The sequence below is a fragment of the Methylobacterium sp. CCH7-A2 genome (assembly GCF_001557075.1).
Taxonomy (GTDB): Bacteria; Pseudomonadota; Alphaproteobacteria; order Rhizobiales; family Beijerinckiaceae; genus Allobosea; species Allobosea massiliensis.
Map to the genome: position 1 here is coordinate 67,541 of NZ_LSKN01000282.1, position 18,477 is coordinate 86,017.

Annotated in this window: 16 protein-coding genes; 3 read left to right on the forward strand and 13 right to left on the reverse strand. The window is 68.5% G+C overall.

Features of this window, described 5'->3' with window-relative positions:
• Positions 1-9: 9 nt before the first annotated feature.
• Together AX750_RS21050 and AX750_RS21055 are read right to left on the reverse strand one after the other, a co-directional pair.
• Complete coding sequence (locus tag AX750_RS21050) at positions 10-3,153, reverse strand: efflux RND transporter permease subunit (RefSeq protein ID WP_066723421.1); 3,144 nt, start codon at positions 3,151-3,153, stop codon at positions 10-12.
• Between the two features lie 5 nt (positions 3,154-3,158).
• Positions 3,159-4,394 (reverse strand): efflux RND transporter periplasmic adaptor subunit, encoded by a 1,236-nt coding sequence (locus AX750_RS21055; RefSeq protein ID WP_082735066.1) that lies wholly within the window; start codon positions 4,392-4,394, stop codon positions 3,159-3,161.
• Between the two features lie 90 nt (positions 4,395-4,484).
• Between AX750_RS21055 and AX750_RS21060 the strand changes: the two genes are divergently transcribed.
• The gene (locus AX750_RS21060; protein WP_066723424.1) at positions 4,485-5,150 is read left to right on the forward strand and encodes a TetR/AcrR family transcriptional regulator; all 666 of its coding nucleotides are present in this window, start codon (positions 4,485-4,487) and stop codon (positions 5,148-5,150) included.
• A gap of 21 nt (positions 5,151-5,171) precedes the next feature.
• Here the strand turns inward: AX750_RS21060 and AX750_RS21065 are convergent, their stop codons facing one another.
• The 6 genes from AX750_RS21065 to AX750_RS21090 form a co-directional block, all read right to left on the reverse strand.
• The gene (locus AX750_RS21065) at positions 5,172-6,605 is read right to left on the reverse strand and encodes an amidohydrolase family protein (protein WP_067254938.1); all 1,434 of its coding nucleotides are present in this window, start codon (positions 6,603-6,605) and stop codon (positions 5,172-5,174) included.
• A 37-nt stretch (positions 6,606-6,642) separates the two neighbouring features.
• Positions 6,643-7,425 (reverse strand): ABC transporter permease, encoded by a 783-nt coding sequence (locus tag AX750_RS21070; RefSeq protein ID WP_066723434.1) that lies wholly within the window; start codon positions 7,423-7,425, stop codon positions 6,643-6,645.
• A gap of 13 nt (positions 7,426-7,438) precedes the next feature.
• A complete protein-coding gene (locus tag AX750_RS21075; protein ID WP_066723469.1) occupies positions 7,439-8,299 on the reverse strand; it encodes an ATP-binding cassette domain-containing protein in 861 nt (286 codons plus the stop codon).
• A gap of 5 nt (positions 8,300-8,304) precedes the next feature.
• A complete protein-coding gene (locus AX750_RS21080; protein ID WP_066723437.1) occupies positions 8,305-9,759 on the reverse strand; it encodes a dihydroorotase family protein in 1,455 nt (484 codons plus the stop codon).
• A gap of 8 nt (positions 9,760-9,767) precedes the next feature.
• Entirely contained in the window at positions 9,768-10,562 is a 795-nt protein-coding gene (locus AX750_RS21085) for an SDR family NAD(P)-dependent oxidoreductase (RefSeq protein ID WP_066723440.1), read from the reverse strand.
• Positions 10,563-10,746: 184 nt separating this feature from the next.
• Complete coding sequence (locus tag AX750_RS21090; RefSeq protein ID WP_066723442.1) at positions 10,747-11,799, reverse strand: ABC transporter substrate-binding protein; 1,053 nt, start codon at positions 11,797-11,799, stop codon at positions 10,747-10,749.
• Between the two features lie 127 nt (positions 11,800-11,926).
• On the opposite strand from AX750_RS21090, the gene AX750_RS21095 reads away from it, so the two are divergent.
• Entirely contained in the window at positions 11,927-12,850 is a 924-nt protein-coding gene (locus tag AX750_RS21095; RefSeq protein ID WP_066723445.1) for a LysR substrate-binding domain-containing protein, read from the forward strand.
• Here the strand turns inward: AX750_RS21095 and AX750_RS21100 are convergent.
• Positions 12,828-13,406 carry a TIGR00730 family Rossman fold protein gene (locus AX750_RS21100; protein WP_082735067.1) on the reverse strand — a complete coding sequence of 193 codons (579 nt, stop codon included), beginning with the start codon at positions 13,404-13,406 and terminating at the stop codon, positions 12,828-12,830. The genes AX750_RS21095 and AX750_RS21100 overlap by 23 nt on opposite strands.
• 158 nt (positions 13,407-13,564) lie before the next feature.
• Between AX750_RS21100 and AX750_RS21105 the strand changes: the two genes are divergently transcribed.
• Positions 13,565-14,506: an acetamidase/formamidase family protein gene (locus tag AX750_RS21105; protein ID WP_066723448.1), complete on the forward strand. Its 942-nt coding sequence runs from the start codon at positions 13,565-13,567 to the stop codon at positions 14,504-14,506.
• 75 nt (positions 14,507-14,581) lie between these two features.
• On the opposite strand, the gene AX750_RS21110 is transcribed toward AX750_RS21105, so the two are convergent.
• The 4 genes from AX750_RS21110 to AX750_RS21125 form a co-directional block, all read right to left on the reverse strand.
• Positions 14,582-15,031 (reverse strand): MucR family transcriptional regulator, encoded by a 450-nt coding sequence (locus tag AX750_RS21110; RefSeq protein ID WP_066723451.1) that lies wholly within the window; start codon positions 15,029-15,031, stop codon positions 14,582-14,584.
• A 201-nt stretch (positions 15,032-15,232) separates the two neighbouring features.
• Positions 15,233-17,029 carry a hypothetical protein gene (locus tag AX750_RS21115; protein WP_156446615.1) on the reverse strand — a complete coding sequence of 599 codons (1,797 nt, stop codon included), beginning with the start codon at positions 17,027-17,029 and terminating at the stop codon, positions 15,233-15,235.
• 9 nt (positions 17,030-17,038) lie between these two features.
• Positions 17,039-18,124 carry a chemotaxis response regulator protein-glutamate methylesterase gene (locus AX750_RS21120; protein WP_066723456.1) on the reverse strand — a complete coding sequence of 362 codons (1,086 nt, stop codon included), beginning with the start codon at positions 18,122-18,124 and terminating at the stop codon, positions 17,039-17,041.
• Positions 18,121-18,477 (reverse strand): CheR family methyltransferase (locus AX750_RS21125; RefSeq protein WP_156451044.1); only part of this gene is annotated, 357 nt, incomplete at its 5' end. The genes AX750_RS21120 and AX750_RS21125, both read right to left, overlap by 4 nt.

The following is an 18,477-nucleotide window of genomic DNA, read 5'->3' on the forward strand; positions in this document are numbered from 1 at the left end:
CGTTTCATCTCAATGCGCCTCGATCGTCGCCTCGACAGGCTTCGCGGCCGGAGCCTTGCGCCAGCGCCGCACCGTTCCGGCGACGATGACATAGAGCAGCGGCACGAAGAACACGCCGAGCACGGTGGCGGCAATCATGCCGCCCATGACGCCGATGCCGATGGCGTTCTGGCTGCCGGAACCGGCGCCGGTCGCGATCGCCAGCGGCAGCACGCCGAGGATGAAGGCGAAGGACGTCATCAGGATCGGGCGCAGGCGCTGGCGGGCGGCGTCGACCGTCGCCTCGATCAGGCTCTTGCCCGCCGCCTCCTGCTCGATCGCGAATTCGACGATCAGGATCGCGTTCTTGGCCGCCAGCCCGATGGTGGTGAGCAGGCCGACCTTGAAATAGACGTCGTTGCTCTGGCCGAAGAGGGTCGCCGCAGCGAGCGCCCCGAAGATGCCGATCGGCACCGAGAGCATCACCGCGAAGGGCACCGACCAGCTCTCATAGAGTGCAGCCAGACAGAGGAAGACGACCAGCATGGCGAGCGCGTAAAGCGCCGTCGCCTGGCTGCCCGAGAGCCGCTCCTGATAGGAGAGGCCGGTCCACTCATGGTTGAAGCCGGGCGGCAGCTTCTGGGCGATGGCGTCGATCTGGTCCATCGCAGCGCCGGAGCTGATGCCGGCCGCCGCCGCGCCCTGGATGTTGACGGCGGACGCGCCGTTGTAGCGCTCGAGCCGCGGCGAGCCATAGGTCCAGTGGCCGGAGGCGAAGGCCGAGAACGGCACCATCGCGCCGCCGCTGTTGCGGACATACCAGCGGCCGATGTCCTCCGGCTGCATGCGGAACGGCGCATCGGCCTGGACATAGACCGACTTCACGCGGCCGCGGTCGATGAAGTCGTTGACATAGGCCGAGCCCCAGGCGGTCGAGAGCGTGGTGTTGATGTCGCCGAGCGAGAGCGTCAGTGCGCTCGCCTTCTCCTGGTCGATCTCGACGGAATACTGCGGCGTGTCCTCCTGGCCGTTCGGACGCGTGCCGGAGAGCGCCGGGTTCTGCGCGGCCATGCCGAGCAGCTGGTTGCGCACCTCCATCAGCCGGGCATGGCCGGCGCCGGCGACATCCTGCAGGTAGAATTCAAAGCCCGCGCTATTGCCGAAGCCCTGGATCGAGGGCGGCGCGAGCGCGAAGACCATGCCGTCCTTGATGCCGCGGAAGACGCCCATGGCGCGCCCGGCCACAGCCTGCGCCGTCGCCTGCTTTCCGACGCGCTCCTCGAAGGGCTTGAGGCGCACGAAGGCGATGCCGACATTCTGGCCCGCGCCGCTGAAGCTGAAGCCGGTGACGGTCAGCACGCCCTCGACGAGGTCCTTCTCCTGCTCCTGATAATGCCGCCGGACCTGATCGAGCACGGCCAGCGTGCGGTCCTGCGTTGCGCCGGCAGGCAGCTGGACGATGGTGAAGAGGACGCCCTGGTCCTCGTCCGGCAGGAAGGAGTTGGGCAGCCGCGCAAAGAGATAGGCCATGCCGCCGCCGATCAGCAGGAAGACCAGCATGAAGCGCAGCGGCCGCGCGATCATCGCCGCGACGCCGCCGGTGTAGCCGTTCAGCGTCCGGTCGAAGCCGCGGTTGAACCAGCCGAAGGGGCCGGTGCGCGCGGCATGCTCGCCGGCGGGCTTGAGCATGGTGGCGCAAAGCGCCGGTGTCAGGATCAGCGCCGTGACCACCGACAGCGCCATGGCGGTGACGATCGTGATCGAGAACTGCCGGTAGATGACGCCGACCGAGCCGCCGAAGAAGGCCATCGGCACGAAGACTGCCGCCAGCACGGTGGCGATGCCGACCAGCGCGCCAGTGATCTCGCCCATCGACTTGATGGTCGCCTCCTTGGGCGAGAGCTTTTCCTCCTGCATCACGCGCTCGACATTCTCGACGACGACGATGGCGTCGTCGACGAGCAGGCCGATGGCGAGCACCATCGCGAACATGGTCAGCGTGTTGACGGAGTAGCCGGCGACCGCGAGCACGCCGAAGGTGCCCAGCAGCACGACCGGGACGGTGATCATCGGGATCAGCGTCGCGCGGAAGTTCTGCAGGAAGACATACATCACGATGAAGACGAGAATGATCGCCTCGAACAGCGTGTGAACGACCTTCTCGATCGAGACCTGGACGAAGGGTGTGGTGTCGAAGGGGTAGACGACGTCGATGCCCTCCGGCAGCGTCGGCTTGAGGCGGTCGATCGTCGCCTTGACCGCCGCGGCGGTGTTCAGCGCGTTGGCGCCAGTTGCGAGGCTGACGGCGAGGCCGGTCGCGGGCGCGCCGTTGTAGCGGGTGGCGGTGGTGTAGTCCTTGGCGCCGAGCTCGACGCGCGCGACGTCGTTGAGCCGCACGATCGAGCCCGACGAGCCGCTCTTGAGGATGATGTTCTCGAACTGCCCGACCGTCTGAAGGCGGCTGACGGCGGTGACGGTGGCATTGAGCTGCTGGCCCTTGACCTGCGGCAAGCCGCCGAGCTGGCCGGCCGAGACCTGGACGTTCTGGGCCTGGATCGCCGCGACAACGTCGCTCGGCATCAGCGCGTATTTCTGCAACCGGTCGGGATCGAGCCAGATCCGCATCGCATAGCCAGCGCCGAACAGCTGAGTCGAGCCGACGCCGGGCACGCGCTTGAGCGTGTCGTTGAGGGTGGAATCGACATAGTCGGCGAGGTCGTTGGTCGACATCCGCCCGTCGCGCGAAACGAAGGCGGCGACCAGGAGGAAGCCGGTCGAGGCCTTGGCGACCGTGATGCCGGTGTTCTGTACCGTCTGCGGCAATTGCGCGGTGACGAGCTGCAGCTTGTTCTGCACCTGCATCTGCGCGACGTCGGGATCGGCGCCGCTGGTGAATGTCAGCGTGATCGTCGCCTGACCCGAGGAGGTCGAGGTCGCAGACATGTATTGCAGGTTGTCGACGCCGGTCATGCCCTGCTCGATGACCTTGGTCACCGAGTTCTCGACCGTCTGGGCGTCGGCGCCGGGATAGCTCGCGCTGATGCTGACCGTGGTCGGCGCGATCTGCGGGTATTGCGAGACCGGCAGGGTGCGCAGGGCGAGCAGGCCCGCCAGCATGATGACGATGGCCACGACCCAGGCAAAGATCGGGCGCTCGATGAAGAAACGGGACATGGCGCTCAGTTCTTCGCGGTCTGGCCGGGAGCCTGGCCCGCGGGCAGCGCAGCCTGGCGGTTGGCGGCCTTGAGCTCGCCGCTGGCCTCGTCGATCGTGACCTCGTTGCCGGTCACGGTCTGGCCGGCGCGCACGAGCTGGGCGCCCTCGACGATCACCTTGTCGCCGTCCTTCACGCCCTGCTCGACCAGCCAATTGTTGCCGACATTGCGCGACGTCGCCAGCACGCGCTCCTCGACTTTGCCGTCAGGGCCGACGAATTTCGCCGTCGCCTCGCCCTTCGTGTTGCGGCCGACCGCGCGCTGCGGGACCAGGAAGCTGTTCTCGGCGATGCCCTCCTGGATGACGGCGCGCACGAACATGCCGGGCAGCAGGAGGCGGTCGGGATTGGGGAACTCGGCCCGCACCGTGAAGGTGCCGGTGGTCTCGTCGACATTGGCCTCGGCGAATTCGAGCTTGCCGGTCTGGGCGTATTCGGCGCCGGTATCGAGCTTGAGCTTCACCGCGACGTTCGGCCCTGTGAAGCGTAGCCGCCCTTCGGCCACCGCGCTGCGGAACTTGAGCAGGTTCGTGCTGGACTGGATGACGTCGACATTGATCGGGTCGAGCTGGCGGATCGTGGTCAGGGCCGTCGTCTGGTTGGCGGTGACCAGCGCGCCCGGTGTCAGCGTCGAACGGTCGACACGGCCGCCGATCGGGGCCGTGACCTTGGTGAAGCCGAGATTGATGCGGGCGGTGTCGAGGCTCGCGCGGGCGGAGGCGACGTCGGCCCGGGCCTGGGCGAGCGCTGCGACGGCGTCGTCGTTTTCCTGCTTGCTGATCGCATTCTGGCGGATGAGGTCGCGGTAGCGATCGACCTTGGCCTGGGCGTTGGGGACCGCAGCCTCCGCCCGGGCGAGGGCGGCTTCCGCGCTGTCGAGCGCCGCCTGATAGGGCGCGGGGTCGATCTCATAGAGCAGATCGCCGGCCTTGACCTCGCTGCCCTCGCGGAACTGGCGCGACTTGATCAGCCCGCCGACCTGCGGGCGCACTTCGGCGACGAGGCTGGCCGCGACGCGGCCGGGCAATTCGGCACTGATGGCGACCGGCTTCGAACGCAGCACGACGACGCTGACCTGCGCCTGCTGCTGGGGCGGCGGTGCCGCGGCCTTCTCGCTGTTGCAGCCCGCGAGCGCAGCGCCCAGCAGGACGACCCCCGCCATTGGGAGCTGACGGATGGTGACGGGGCGAGGACGGGACATGGATCGTCTCTTTTTGGAAACTCTCGGGTTTCTTAACGCTTGATTTCTTGGCCTGTCAAACCCAAAGATGTTTCCCGGGAGTGGCGGTTAATGATTGATCACGACATCGGGACGAGCACCGACGGCGCGGCGCGGTCGCGCGGGCGGCCGAAGCAGCGCCCAGATTCAGAAGAGCGCCAGCGCATTCTCGGCATCGCCTGCGATCTGTTCCTCGATGTTGGCTATGGCGGCACGACGATGGATGCGGTCGCAGCCCGCTGCGGCATTTCGAAGAAGACGCTCTACCGTCTGTTCCCGGCGAAGACCGACCTGTTCAAGGCGATGGTTGCCGACCACCGTCGGACGATGCTCGCCCTGCCCCGCCCCGACGACGCCCTGCCCACGGCCGAGGCGCTGGCGGCGATCTTCCGGCTCGACATCGACGAGACCGAGAACCGACAGCGTCTCGCCTTCATCCGGCTCGCCGTCGCCGATGCCGACCGCTATCCGGAGATCGGCGAGGCCATCGCGCTGGAAGGGGCGCAAGCGGCGCTGCGTCTGCTGGCGCAGTGGCTGGCGGTCCAGCAGGCACGCGGCGCTTTGCGGCCCTTCCCGCCCGAGGCGGCGGCCCGCATGCTGATGGACATGGTGTTCAGCGTGATGGTGAAGCGCTACCCGGGCGATGCGCTGATGACCAGCGAGCAGCGGGTCGGCCACGCCAGGCGCTGCATCGAGGTGTTCCTGACGGGGCTGGCGGAGCGGCGCGAGGCTGCCTGAGCGCGTCGGCTCGGCCTGGCGTCAGCAGCAGCCCAGCCGCGTGACGTAGTGCCGGGTCACGGCGCTCTCCAGCGCGGGAAGCGCCGCGGCGAGGCCGGCGCGATCGGCGATGCCGGCGCGGTAGATGCCGCGCAGCTCGTCATGGACCGCATCGAGATCGACACCCAGCACGCGGCCATGGGCGACGATGCTGCGTCCGTCGACGATCAGCTCGCGGATCTGGCGGCGGGTGGCGCGGGCGAACATCAGCTCGAGCGGATCGACCGGCATCAGCGCGTCCTCGTCGAGCGCGGCGCGGTCGAGGATCAGGAGATCGGCCGCCTGCCCTTCCGCGAGCTGGCCGCCGGCGGGCGCGCCGAGCGCGATGCGCCCGGTTTCCAGCGCCATCGCGAGCGCGTCGCGCGGGCTGAGTGTCTGATCGAATCCCCAGCCGCCATGCAGCGACCAGAGCAGGCGCAGTTCGCGCAGGGCGTCGTCATCCTCGTCGAAGGCCTGGCCGTCAACGCCGAGCGCGACCTTGCAACCGCGCGCCGCCATCTCGGCGACCGGCGCCAGCCCCGAGCGCAACGCCAGGTTGGAGGAGGTGTTGGTGGCGATGACACAGCCGGCCTCGGCGATCATCTCCAGCTCGTCGGGCCGCGCCCAGACGCAATGCGCCAGTGTCAGCCGCGGCGAGAGCAGCCCGATCTCCTTCCAGCGCTTGACCAGCCCGCTCGGATAGGTCCTGTCGGCCCAGTCGCGCTGATACTTCGTCTCGAAGAGATGGGTGGTGACGCGGCGCCCGGTACGGGCGGAGGCCTCGGCGATCGCCTCCCAGAGCGCATCCGAGCCCCATTGCGGGCCGTTGGGGGCGTATTGGACATCGACCATTGGGCCGGCGATGGCCGCCGCGACGGCGTCGACGCGGGCGATCTGCTCGGCGACCGGCAGCATCGGCGCCAGATAGCGCGCCTCGATCTCGGCACGGGCGACGGGGTCGAGATCCTCTAGCACCGGGGCGTGGTCGCCGTAGACCAGCGGGTTCTGGTCGCGCATGCCGACGCCGAAGGCGATGCGCACGCCGATGTCGCGCGCGGCGCGGGCCATGGCCGCGGCCTCGGTCGGAAGATCGGTCAGACCCATTGGCCGGACATGGTGGATCATCACGGCGCCCTGGCCGCCGAGCGCGGCGCGCCCCAGCGGCGCCAGCGTCGCGAGATAAGGGTCGACCGGGGCAAACAGCGCCAGCCGGTGCAGCCAGAGTTCGAGCGGCCGGGCGAAGCCGCCGACCGAGCTGGTGCGGATCGGGCGGGCATGGTCATGGGCGTTGACCAGCGCCGGCAGCACGACGACGTCGTTCGCGGTTCCGGCCGGCCCCCCCGTGATCGCGGCGATGCTGCCGCCCTCGATCGTCAGCGCGGTGTCCTGCAGGCTGCGGCGGGCATCGAAGGCGTGGCCGGCGGTGATCTGGCGCATCATCGGTCTCCGTCGCGAAAGCGCCCCTCGCCCCGGCTCAGGCCGAGGCGACGTCGGTCTTGCGGTGGGCCCAGCCGGTGACGCGCCGCTCGATCAGAGAAAACAGCACGTAGAGCGTGACGCCAAGCCCGGCCAGGACGAAGAGCCCGGCGAAGACCAACGGCACGTTGAAGCTCGACGAGGCGATCATCATCATGTTGCCGATGCCGCGGTTGGAGGCGACCGTCTCGGCCACCACCGAGCCGACGAAGGCGAGCGTAATCGCGACCTTCAGCGCCGCGAAGAAATAGGGCATCGCGCGCGGCAGGCTGACATTCCAGAGAATGTCGGTCTTCGAGGCCTTGAGCGTCTTCATCACGTCTTCCAGCTCGGGCTCGACGGTGGCGATGCCGGTGGCGACGTTCACCACGATCGGGAAGATGCAGATGATCATCGCGGTCAGGATCGCCGGCACCGTGCCGGCGCCGTACCAGAGCACGAAGATCGGCACGACCGCGACCTTGGGGATCGAGGAGAAGCCGACGAGCAGCGGATAGGCGGTGTCGTAGGCGAGCTTGGACGAGCCGATCAGGATGCCGAGCAGGAGCCCGATCACGACGCCGATGCCGAAGCCGACGATCGTCGTGTAGAGCGTCTGCCAGGTGTGCGGCCAGATCGCCGGCCAGTACTGGATCAGCGCCTTGATGATCTGCGACGGGCGCGGCAGCAGGATGTCGGAGATGCCCGCCATCAGGCAGAACAGCTCCCAGAACACGAAGACGCCGATGATGAGCGCCGTCGAGGCGCCCTTCTCGCGGATGATCTCGCCGAGACGGTCCATCAGGGTCCCTTCCTCACGCCGCGCCGGGCGCGTGGTTGACGATGCCGGTGCCGCCACGGGCGCCGACGATCATCGCCCGCAGGCGCTGGTTCAGCGCCACGAAATCCGGTTCGAAGGTCATGTCGATGGTGCGCGGCCGCGCCAACGCGACGGGTGAATCGTCGAGGATGCGGCCGGGCCTGGCGCTCATCACGCAGATGCGGTCGGCGAGATAGGCGGCCTCCTTGAGGTCGTGCGTGACCAGCAGCACCGTCAGTTTCTTGGAAAGCCAGAGGTCCTGCATGATCGCCCAGAGCTCCTCGCGGGTGAACTGGTCGAGCGCGCCGAAGGGCTCGTCCAGCAGCAGGAGGTCGGGATCGTGGATCAGGGCGCGGCAGAGATTGGCGCGCTGCATCATGCCGCCGGAGAGCTGCCAGGGATATTTGTCGCCGAAGCCGCCGAGGCCGACCTGCGTCAGCAGCGCCTCGACGCGGTCGCGATACTCGGTCTTGCGCTTGGCCCGGTAGTGCTGCCGGAAAGGCGGCACGATCTTGAGCGGCAGCATGACGTTGTCGCGGATGTTGAGCCAGGGCAGCAGGGTCGGGTTCTGATAGGCCATGCCGATGCGGATCGGCATCGCGCCGATCTCGCGGCCGGCGACGAAGACATGGCCGGTCGAGGGCTTCAGCAACTCGCCGACCATCTTCAGGATGGTCGATTTGCCGCAGCCCGAGGGGCCGACGAGGGCGACGAAATCGCCCTCCGCGATCTTCAGCGAGGTCGGCGCCAGCGCCTGCACCGCCTTGGGCCCGCGGCCATAGGTGATCGAGGCTTGCTCGAACTCGATGAAGGTCGCGGCCGGGGCGGTCTCGCCCGGCCGGATATCGGTGAGGATGGCGTTCACGAACCCGCTCCCTTGGCGCTGCCGGCCGGCCCTTGCAAGCAGGCGGCCAGCGTCTGGTCGGCGTTGCGGATGGTGGGCTTGGGCATGGCCTGGATCGCCGTGACCTGCCGGCCCCAGCCGCTCGTCTCGGGCACGAGTTGGCGGTCGCGCTGGACGAAGCGGCCGCGCACCAGCGTGTGGACGGGGATGCCGGTGACGGAGACGCCCTCGAAGGGGGTGATCTTGCCGCGCGAGTGCAGGGCCTCGGCCCGGATCGTCTCGGTCCGGTGCATGTCGACGACGGCGATGTCGGCTTCCGCGCCGGCCTCGATGCGCCCCTTATGGGGCCAGAGGCCGAAGGCCTTGGCCGGCTTCTCGGCCGAGACCGTAACGTAGTGCTCCAGCGTGATGCGCCCTTTCGAGACCTCGTTCAGCATCAGCGGCATCTGCGTCTCGACGCCGGGGAAGCCGCAATCGGCCTGCCAGATCACGTCCTTGGTCTTCTCCTCGACCGTATGGGGCGCGTGGTCGGTTGCGATCATGTCGACCACGCCCGATTGCAGCGCCGCCCAGATGGCCTCCGAGTCCGAGGCATCCCGCACCGGCGGGTTGACGCGGATGATCGAGCCGAGCCGCGCATAGTCGCGGGAGTCGAGCAGGAGATAGCAGGGGCAGGTCTCGCCGGTGATCTCGACGCCGCGCGCCTTGGCTTCGGCCAGCGGGCGCAGCTCGGCTGCCGAGGAAATGTGCAGGATGTGAATGCGCGCACCGGTCCATTCCGCCAGTTCCGCCGCGCGGCCGACGGCTTCCGCGGCGACGATGGCCGGGCGCGCCGCGATATGGGCGAGCGGGTCGTTGCGACCGGCCTCCATCAGGCGCTTCTGGCGCCAGGCCATGATGGAAGCGGTCTCGGCATGCAGCGAGATGCGCAGGCCAGAGGGCGCGATGATCTCGAAGCCCTCCAGCATCGCCCCCGTCGAGGGCGAAGGCAGATTGCCGAAGGTGTTGCCCATGAAGCATTTGAAGGCGTTGACGCCGCCGTCGATGAGACCCTGGAGCTCGTCGATGTTGTCCTCCGCTAGCAGGCCGTAGATGCCGTAGTCGACATGGGCCTTGGCGGCAGCCTCCTGCTTCTGGCGCAGTTCCCTGACCGAGCGCGTCGGCGGGTTGGTGTTGGGCATCTCGAAGACGGTGGTGGTGCCGCCCATCGCGGCGGCAGCACTGCCCGTGCGCCAGTCTTCCTTATGGGTGTAGCCGGGCTCGCGGAAATGGACATGCACGTCGATCGCCCCGGGCAGCAGGAACTGGCCGGACACATCGACCGTCTCGCGCGCCGCGGGCATCGCGGCCGGCGCGCCGACCAACGCGATGAGCCCGTCCTTGATCGCGACGTCGGCGCGGTAACGCGTCTGGCCGGTGACGACGGTGCCGCCTGCGAGGACGAGATCGGCGATGAAGGGCGTGTCGGTCACGGCTTCCCTCACAGCATGGCCCAGCCGCCATCGACCGGCAGGTCGACGCCGGTGATCTGGCGGGAGACGTCGGAGGCGAGGAAGAGGCAGGCATGGGCCACGTCCTCATCGGTCGAGACGCGCTTCAGCGCATAGTCCGCGGCATGCTTCTCGAAGGCGGCCTCCTCCGAGATGCCGAGGCGCTTCGCCATCTCGGGGACGACCTTGCCGCGGAAGCGCGGCCCGTCGACCATGCCGGGCGCGACGCAGTTGACGTTGATGCCGTAGGGGCCGGCTTCCAGCGCGAAGCTCTTGGTGATGCCGCGAAGGCCCCATTTCGAGGCCGAATAGGCCATGCGCCCGGCCCGGCCGCGCATGCCGAAGGTGCCGCCGACATTGACGATCTTGCCGCCCTTCTGCGCGATCATCGTCGGCAGGCAGGCGCGCATGGTGTTGAAGCAGCCGCGCATGTTGAGATCGACGATCTCGTCGAACTCCTCCTCCGTGGTCTCCCAGCCGGTCTTGCCGATCGGCCCCGAGCCGCCGGCGACGTTGACGAGGATGTCGATGCGCCCGCCATAGGCGTTCTTGGCCGCGCGCACCGCGTCGTCGCACTCACTGCCCTTGGTGATGTCGCACGGCATGACGATGGCCTCGGCGCCGGCCGCCTGGATTTCGGTGGCGACCGTTTCGATCGCCGCAATGTCGCGGCCGATCAGAACGAGCCTGCAGCCCTCGGCGGCGAAGGCCCGGGTGACGGCGGCGCCCATGCCCTTGGCCGGGCCGGTGATGACCGCGACGCGGCCGGTGAGGTTCAGATCCATGCTTATGTTCTCGGCAATCGGGCAGGTGTTCGCGGGGGCTCTTGGGTTTGCTGTCATTCCGGGGCGCCCCGCAGGGGCGAACCCGGAATCCACGGGCGAGGTCGCGGCCGTTTCCGACCCTCAGGGCTCACCCGATCGTGGGTTCTGGGTTCTCGCTGCGCGAGCCCCGGAATGACGATGAGGCTCACCCCAGCTTGGTGACGCGGTCGGCGAGGGGCGGCAGGAAGGCGCGGCTGAAGACCTCGTCGGGCGCCGGCACACGCGGCAGGCCGTCGGCCTCCACGACGATCGCGATCGACTTCCTGAAGCGTGCGTCGTCGATGTCGCCGATGCCGAGCTTGGCGGCTTCGGGATGGCTCATTTCGGAGGCGAGCGTGGCGACGAGGCGCTCCTTCTCGACGGCCCGGTTGATCAGCGGCTCGCGCTTCGCCACCGCCTCGATCGCCGCGTCGTTGTCCTTCAGCGTGTCCTTCAGGCCGCGATTGATGGCACGCAGCAGGCCTTTCAGCGCATTGGGGTTCTCGGTCGCGAGCTTGCGCGAGGCGATCATGGCGTTGGAGTAGAGGTCCATCCCGTAATCGCCGAAATTGATGAAGCGGAAGTCCTTGGCGGGGTCGATGCCGACGAGCTTGGCCGAGAAGGCGATGGTGTTGACGAAGCCGAAGACACCGTCGACCTGCCCGCGCTGCAGCATCTGCTCGCGCAGATTGGGCTGCATATTGGTGATGGCGACCTTCGACGCATCGATGCCGGCGAGCTTGGCGAAGGCCGGGAAGAGCTTGAGCGCGCCGTCATTGGCGGGGCCGCCGATGGTGCGGCCTTCGAGATCCTTCGGCGTCTTGATCGGCCCGTCGGCCTTGACCGCGATGGTGAAGGGCGGGCGGTTGTAGAGCGCCGAGATCGCGAGCGGTGTGGCGGCGCCCGGCTGGCTGCGCGCGACCAGCTGGATCAGCGCGTTGATGTCGCCGAAGCCGATATCGTAGGAGCCCGAGGCGACCGCCCCGACCGCCGCACCCGAGCCGTTGCCCTGGTCCATGACGATCTCGAGCCCTTCCTCGCGGAAATAGCCCCGGTCGTCGGCCAGGAAGAACCAGCCCTGCGGGCCCTGGTAGCGCCAGTTCAGGATCATCTTCAAGCGCGTGGGTGTCTGCGCCAGCGCCGGTCGCGGCAGGGCGGAGGCCAGTACGGCGGCGCCCGCGGCGAGAGTGAAACGGCGTCGGCTGATCGCGTGCTTCATGCGAACTCTCCCATCGCGGCCTCATGCCGCTGCCATGGGAGAAGCCTAGGACGGCTTGACCGGTGCCGTCTTGTGCTGACTTCTTGCACGATCTGTTCGCAAAACGCATCGGTCGGAACTGTTCGCCATGAGGCATCTGCGCCTGCTGAACTATATCGACGAGGTCGCCCGCGTCGGCTCGATCCGCAAGGCGGCGGAGCGGCTGAACATCACCGCCTCGGCGCTGAACCGGCGCGTGCAGGACGTCGAGGACGAACTCGGCACCAAGATCTTCGAGCGGCTGCCGCGCGGGGTCCGGCTGAACGCGGCCGGCGAATTGCTGATCCGGCACATCCGCAGCCAGCTCGCCGATATGGGCCGGGTGCGCTCGCAGATCGAGGATCTGTCAGGGTTCCGCCGCGGCACGGTCGCGATCGCCTGCAGCCATGCGCTGGCGCATGATTTCCTGCCGGTCGAGATCGCCGCCTATCGCAGCGCCTTTCCGCTGGTCGAATTCGACGTGCGCGTCGCCAGCCATGGCGAGGCGCTGCGGGCGCTGGCGAATTACGAGGTCGATCTCGCCCTGATCTTCCGGCTCGACACTGGCATCGGCTTCCAGATCATCGCCTCCGCCGAGCAGAGGCTCGTCGCGATCATGCGGCAGGACCACCCGCTCGCGAAGGAGGGCAGCATCCGCCTGCGCGAATGCAGCGGCTTTCCCCTGGCGCTGCCCGACCGCAGCTATGGCGGGCGCCAGCTGCTCGACCAGGCCGTCGCCCGCAGCTCGTTCAAGCTCGTGCCGGTGATCGAGTCGAACTCCTTCGAGTTCCTGCGCAATTACGTCCGGCTGGAGGACGCCATCACCTTCCAGATCGAGATCGGCGCGCCGGCCAGCCTGAAGCAGCGCGACGGCCTGATCTCGCGCCCAATCGACGAGCGCGACATCCAGCCGGCGCGCTTCGCGATGGGCCAGCTCCATGGAAGGCCGCTGCCCGTGGCGGCGGCGAAATTCGCCGAGCAACTGGCGGCGCGCCTCGAGACCGGCCGGTCTAGAGCCATTTCGGAACGGTGACGCGCTCGAAGGCGGTGAGCCCGTCGATCAGCCGGGCCGGATCGGGCTCGACGACGATGCCCTGCCGATGGGCCGCGGGCAGGAAGCCCTGGGCGATCATGTGGTCGATGAAGCCCATGAAGAGCTGGTAGTAGCCTTCGATGTCGAACAGGCCGGCCGGCTTGTCGAACTCGCCGAGCTGGTTCAGCGTCCAGGCCTCCATGAACTCCTCGAGCGTGCCGATGCCGCCGGGCATGGCAATGAAGCCGTCGGCGAGCTCCGCCATCCGCTCCTTGCGGGCGCGCATGCCGTCGACGATCTCGTGCCGGGTCAGGCCCTCATGGAGATGGCCGAGATCCGCGAGGCGGCGGGTGATGACGCCATGGACCGCCCCGCCCTGCGCCAGAACCGCGTCGGCGACGATGCCCATCAGGCCCTTATGCGTGCCGCCATAGACCAGCGTCAGCCCGCGCCGGCCGATCTCGGCGCCGAGCCGGGCCGCGCCCTCGCGATAGGTTTCGCCCTGCCCGGTGTTCGAGCCGCAGAACAGGGCGATGGCTTTCAGCTCTCGGGACATCGGGTCGCTCTCTTCGTCGTGCGGCGGGCATGCGCCGCCCTCCCATCGCAAAAGCGGGACCGGCCCGGCAAGCGGGCGCAGCCGAGGGGCGCGATATTTGCACTCGACAGTCTCTCCGGCGGCAACCCATCCTGCCGCCACGACGCGCGGGAGCGATCATGACCCATCATCTCAAGGCTTCGCCCGAGACCTGCCACTGGGGCTATTTCGATGCGCGCGTGCCGCCCGCTCTCACCATCGCGAGCGGCGAGAGCGTCACGATCGAATCCGTCAGCGGCACGGTCGAGACCCTGCCGCCGGCCGGGTTCCACGTCCCGCCCGAACTGCACGCGATCCATGCGGCGCAGAAGGGCCTGCCCTTCGGCCCGCATATCCTGACCGGAGCGGTCGCGGTCGAGGGCGCCTGGCCGGGCGACGTGCTGCAGATCGACATCGAGGCGGTCTCGCTGCGGCAGGACTGGGGCTACAACCTCAACCGGCCGCTTGCCGGCACGCTGCCGGACGATTTTCCGCATTTCCACATGATGAACATCCCGCTCGACAAGGCGCGGATGGTCGGCACCCTGCCCTGGGGGCTGGAGCTGCCGCTGTCACCGTTCTTCGGCGTGATGGGCGTGGCGCCGCCGCTGGAATGGGGGCGCTGCACCTCGATCATTCCGCGTGCCTTCGGCGGCAATCTCGACAACAAGGAGCTGGTGGCCGGCACGACGCTCTATCTGCCGGTCTTCGTGCCGGGCGCGCTGTTCTCGGTCGGCGACGGCCATGGCGTGCAGGGCGACGGCGAGGTCAACGTGACCGCGATCGAGACCGCGCTGTCGGGCACCTTCCGCCTGACGGTGCGCAAGGATCTGAGCTTCACCTATCCACGGGCCGAGACGCCGACCCATGTCATCACCTGCGGCATGGACCCGGATCTCGACCGCTGCGCCGAGAAGGCGCTGCGCGACATGATCGTGCTGATCGTCGAGCGCACCGGCATCACGCGCGAGCAGGCCTATGCGCTCTGCTCGATGGCGGCCGATCTGCGCGTCACCCAGACGGTGAACCAGCACAAGGGCGTGCACTGCATGCTCAGGAAGAGCCTGCTCGGCGGCCATTGAGTGCCGCGGCGCCGGCCGCTGACCGGCCGGCGAGCGAGGCGGAGGGCTGCGAAGCCCGCCGCAGCCTTGTCCGTCTCAGGCCTTTGCGCGGGGGCCGCGCTTGGCCTTGGGAGCGGCGGCCGGCGTCGCGGCCTTGCGGCCCAGACCCATCGACTTCGCCAGAGCGGAGCGCGCCTCGGCATAGGCGGGGGCGACCATCGGGTAATCCGCCGGCAGGCCCCATTTGGCGCGGTACTGCTCAGGGGTCAGATCGTATTTGCTGCTGAGGTGACGCTTCAGCGATTTGAAGGACTTGCCGTCCTCGAGGCAGATGATCGCCTCCGGCGTCACCGACTTGCGGATCGGCACGGCCGGAACGAGCGGCGCGGCCGGAGGAGCCTCGGGCTCACCACCAAGCTTGGCAAGTGACGCATGGACACTCGCGATGAGATCGGCAAGGTCCGTCCGCGGGACGTTATTGCGGGCGACATATGCCGAAACAATGGAGGTCGTCAGATCGAGCAGCTCTTCTTTGTTGTCTGCCATTTGGTGTTCCGATCACGGGAGAAGTTGAAATCTGCTGTAGCGCAGATTCGGACTTAGGACGAAGACACGGGCTTGTCTATCCGCGCCAGGGCGAAATCTGGCGCAAAAGGTTGACGTTGTGCTTCTTCATCGCGAGAAAAGAGGGCCCACACACGCCTCGCGTGCAGGGTGCGATGCCTTCGCGGCCGAAACGCGGCGGCGTCAGAAGAGGAAGTCGTCGGCCTCGTCCTGCGCCGGAGCGGCGACGACGACCGGGGCGGCCGCGCCGGCCTGGGCGGGCAGAAGGGCGCCGACGATGGCCTGATGGATCGTGCGCTCGCCGACCATGGTGTAGTTCGGCCAGACCTGCCGTTCGATCAGCTGTGCGGCCGCCGCAGCCGCCGCCGGATCGTCGGGCATCGCGGCCTCGGCGACGGAGCGCTCGAGTTCGGCCGCGCCGGATGCGATGAGGTCGCTCATCGCCCCCGCATTCGAGAAGGACAGCCGGGCCTGGGCCACCACGGAGGCGAAGCCGCCGCCCTCGCGCGTCAGCTGGTCGAGCGTCGCCGCCAGGCGGTCCCCCGTCTGGCGCAGCGCGGCTAGGGACTCGCTCATCGCCTGGTCGAGCGCGGCGAAATGGGCCGCGTCGAGCCGCCCGCCGGATTTCAGTCCGACCGAGGTCTCCTGCATCTGCGCGAAGGTCGGAGTCAGCTGCGCGGCGTCGGCCGCGACCTGGTCGGCGGCGAACTTCAGCTCCTGCGCGATGACGACGAGGCTGCGGCCGCCGGTGCCGATGCGGGCTGCGCGCAGGCCGGCATTCATCCCGATCAGGACGATGCTGGAAACGGTGCCGGCCAAGGCCGCCACAGTCTGCTGGCAGGTGTCCAGCACCGTCGACATGGCGCTGGTGACGCGGTCCACGCCGGCGCGGGCGCGGTCGCATTTGGCGAGCAGGTCCGAAGCCTCGGCGAGATCCGCCTCGAGATCGGCGAGGAAGGAGCCGCTGCGGCCGCCATCGCCCTGGTAGAGCGAACGCACCAGGTCGAGCAGGCCGGCGGTGTCGCCCGCCAGCAGGGCGAGCGCCGCCTCGATGGAGTCGGCATCCTGAGCGAGGCTGCGGGCGCTCTCTTCGAGTTGGGCCGCCTCGAGACGGCGAAGCACGATCCCGGCGGCGGTGCGGGCCTCGGCGTCGAGGGCAGCGCCCTCCCCGGTGCCCGCGGTCACGGCGGCGAGCAGGCGCAGCGCCTTGATCGCATGTTCGAGCTGCTGGCGGATGCTGTCGCCCGATTGCAGGGCGATGATGGCGCCGCCGGCGGCCATGGCGATCTTGCCGGAATGGGTCGCGGCATCGCTCGTCAGCGCGACGCTGCGCTGCTGGCGTCCGGTGACCTCGACCAGGGTCTGTTCCAGCTTGGCGGCGAGCGCGGAGAGCGCCTGGCCGTAGCGGCCCTCGAAATCGCGCTGGGCTTCCAGCGCGGAGCCCAGCAGCGCGCTGAGATGGTCATGGTCGCGGGCGCAGTTCTGGATGGTGCGCTGGGCCTGAGTGGTGAGAGCGACGATCTCGCTGGTGAAGTCGCCGAAGTCTCGTCCGGCGGCCTGCACCGAGACCGCCTCGATACGGGCGCTGCGGGCCAGGATCGTGATCAGGCGCATATGCTCGAGCAGGCGCTCAAGCACCTGCGAGGCGTCCTTGCTGTGGGCGGCGAGCTGCTGCAGCACGCCGGTTTCCTGGAGCAGCCCGTCATTGATGGCGCGCAGCTCGCCGGCAAGGCCCGACAATGTCGTGCCGGCGCGCGCAATCTCCGGTCCCGACAGATCGGTCGACAGCGTCGTCAGGCGCTCCTTCAGCCCCTCGAACAGCCCGAGCCCCTCGCCGAGCTGGCTGCCGGCGCGGGCGAAGGTGACGTCGATCTCGCGGGCGGTGCCCTCCAGCGCCTCGACCAGTCGCGCGAGGCCGGTTTCCTGAGCCAGCATCACAGTCGTTCCCCCGACGCCACCCATCTCAGACGCAACGCGCATCACTCGTCCTCAACCCGACCCTGGCGTGGATTGCGGCCAGGCCATGATCTCCTGTGGTACACGAGAGAGCTTGACGATCCGTTCCGCTGCGCCAAGGTCGATCGCCTCTTTCGGCATGCCGAAGACGACGCAGCTCTCGGCGTCCTGCGCGAGCGTCCGGGCGCCGGACTTGCGCATCTCGAGCAGGCCGCGCGCGCCGTCGTCGCCCATGCCGGTCATGATGATGCCGAGCGCATTGGCGCCGGCATATTGCGCGGCGGAGCGGAACAGCACGTCAACGGAGGGGCGGTGGCGCGAGACATGAGGCCCGTCCTTGATCGCGACGCGATAGCCCTGCCCGACCCGCTGAAGCAGCATGTGGCGGTTGCCGGGCGCGATCAGGACGCGGCCGGTCGACACTTCGTCGCCATCCTCAGCCTCCTTGATTTCCATCGCGCAGATGCCGTTCAGCCGGCGCGCGAAAGCGAGCGTGAACTTCTCCGGCATGTGCTGGACGACGGCGATGCCCGGGCAGTTGGCCGGAAGCTGCTCCAACACCTCGCGCAGGGTCTCGGTACCGCCGGTGGAAATGCCGATGCAGACGATCTTGTCGGTCGAATGCCGGACACGGCCCAGCACCGGCGGCGGCAGGATGGCGTCGGCGGTGAGCTTCTTCTCGACCTGCATGCGCGGCTCGCGCGGGCGCAACTTCGCCTGGGCCGCGGCGCGCACCGCATGGCGCAGGCGATCGGCGGTCTCCATCAGCGCGGCGCGGGTATCGACGCGGGGCTTCGGAAGCACGTCGACCGCCCCGGCCTCGAGCGCGTCGAAGAGCGCGCGGGAGCCGGCCTCGGTCAGGGTCGAGCAGATGATCACGGGGATCGGACGCTGCGCCATGATCTTGCGCAGGAATGTCAGCCCGTCCATCCCCGGCATCTCGATGTCGAGGATCATGACGTCGGGCAGTTCGTTCTGCAGACGCCGGGCGGCGGCGAAGGCATCGGCCGCCGTGCCCATGACCTCGATGCCCGGATCCTCGGTGAGGATCGTCGTCAGCACCTGCCGCACCGAGGCGGAATCGTCGACGATCAGGACACGGATCGGTTTGCGGTTCATGCGGCTGTCCTCGAGCCGGCGGCCGGCGCCGCCTGATAGACCGTCGGGACGACCTGGCGGAGCGGCTCCACGCCGCTGCCGGCCATCGACTCGGAGTGCCCCAGCATCAGGTATCCACCCGGCCGCAGATGCGAGGCGAGCCGAGACAGCACAGCCTGCTGGGTGGGCTTGTCGAAATAGATCAGCACGTTGCGGCAGAAGATGACGTCGACGTCGCGGTCGAACGGATAGGACTCGTCCATCAGGTTCAGCCGCTCGAAATGCACCGTGCGGCGCAGTTCCGGCGTCACCCGCACCACCTCGTCGCGAGGATCGCGGGAGCGCATCAGATAGCGCTGCTGCATCGCCGCCGG

What these genes read in the sequence shown, in the direction of transcription:
- AX750_RS21050 (WP_066723421.1), bottom strand. Translation starts at nt 3,153, where the DNA reads ATGTCCCGTTTCTTCATCGAGCGCCCGATCTTTGCCTGGGTCGTGGCC.
- AX750_RS21055 (WP_082735066.1), bottom strand. Translation starts at nt 4,394, where the DNA reads ATGTCCCGTCCTCGCCCCGTCACCATCCGTCAGCTCCCAATGGCGGGG.
- AX750_RS21060 (WP_066723424.1), top strand. Translation starts at nt 4,485, where the DNA reads ATGATTGATCACGACATCGGGACGAGCACCGACGGCGCGGCGCGGTCG.
- AX750_RS21065 (WP_067254938.1), bottom strand. Translation starts at nt 6,605, where the DNA reads ATGCGCCAGATCACCGCCGGCCACGCCTTCGATGCCCGCCGCAGCCTG.
- AX750_RS21070 (WP_066723434.1), bottom strand. Translation starts at nt 7,425, where the DNA reads ATGGACCGTCTCGGCGAGATCATCCGCGAGAAGGGCGCCTCGACGGCG.
- AX750_RS21085 (WP_066723440.1), bottom strand. Translation starts at nt 10,562, where the DNA reads ATGGATCTGAACCTCACCGGCCGCGTCGCGGTCATCACCGGCCCGGCC.
- AX750_RS21090 (WP_066723442.1), bottom strand. Translation starts at nt 11,799, where the DNA reads ATGAAGCACGCGATCAGCCGACGCCGTTTCACTCTCGCCGCGGGCGCC.
- AX750_RS21095 (WP_066723445.1), top strand. Translation starts at nt 11,927, where the DNA reads ATGAGGCATCTGCGCCTGCTGAACTATATCGACGAGGTCGCCCGCGTC.
- AX750_RS21100 (WP_082735067.1), bottom strand. Translation starts at nt 13,406, where the DNA reads ATGTCCCGAGAGCTGAAAGCCATCGCCCTGTTCTGCGGCTCGAACACC.
- AX750_RS21105 (WP_066723448.1), top strand. Translation starts at nt 13,565, where the DNA reads ATGACCCATCATCTCAAGGCTTCGCCCGAGACCTGCCACTGGGGCTAT.
- AX750_RS21110 (WP_066723451.1), bottom strand. Translation starts at nt 15,031, where the DNA reads ATGGCAGACAACAAAGAAGAGCTGCTCGATCTGACGACCTCCATTGTT.
- AX750_RS21115 (WP_156446615.1), bottom strand. Translation starts at nt 17,029, where the DNA reads ATGCGCGTTGCGTCTGAGATGGGTGGCGTCGGGGGAACGACTGTGATG.
- AX750_RS21120 (WP_066723456.1), bottom strand. Translation starts at nt 18,124, where the DNA reads ATGAACCGCAAACCGATCCGTGTCCTGATCGTCGACGATTCCGCCTCG.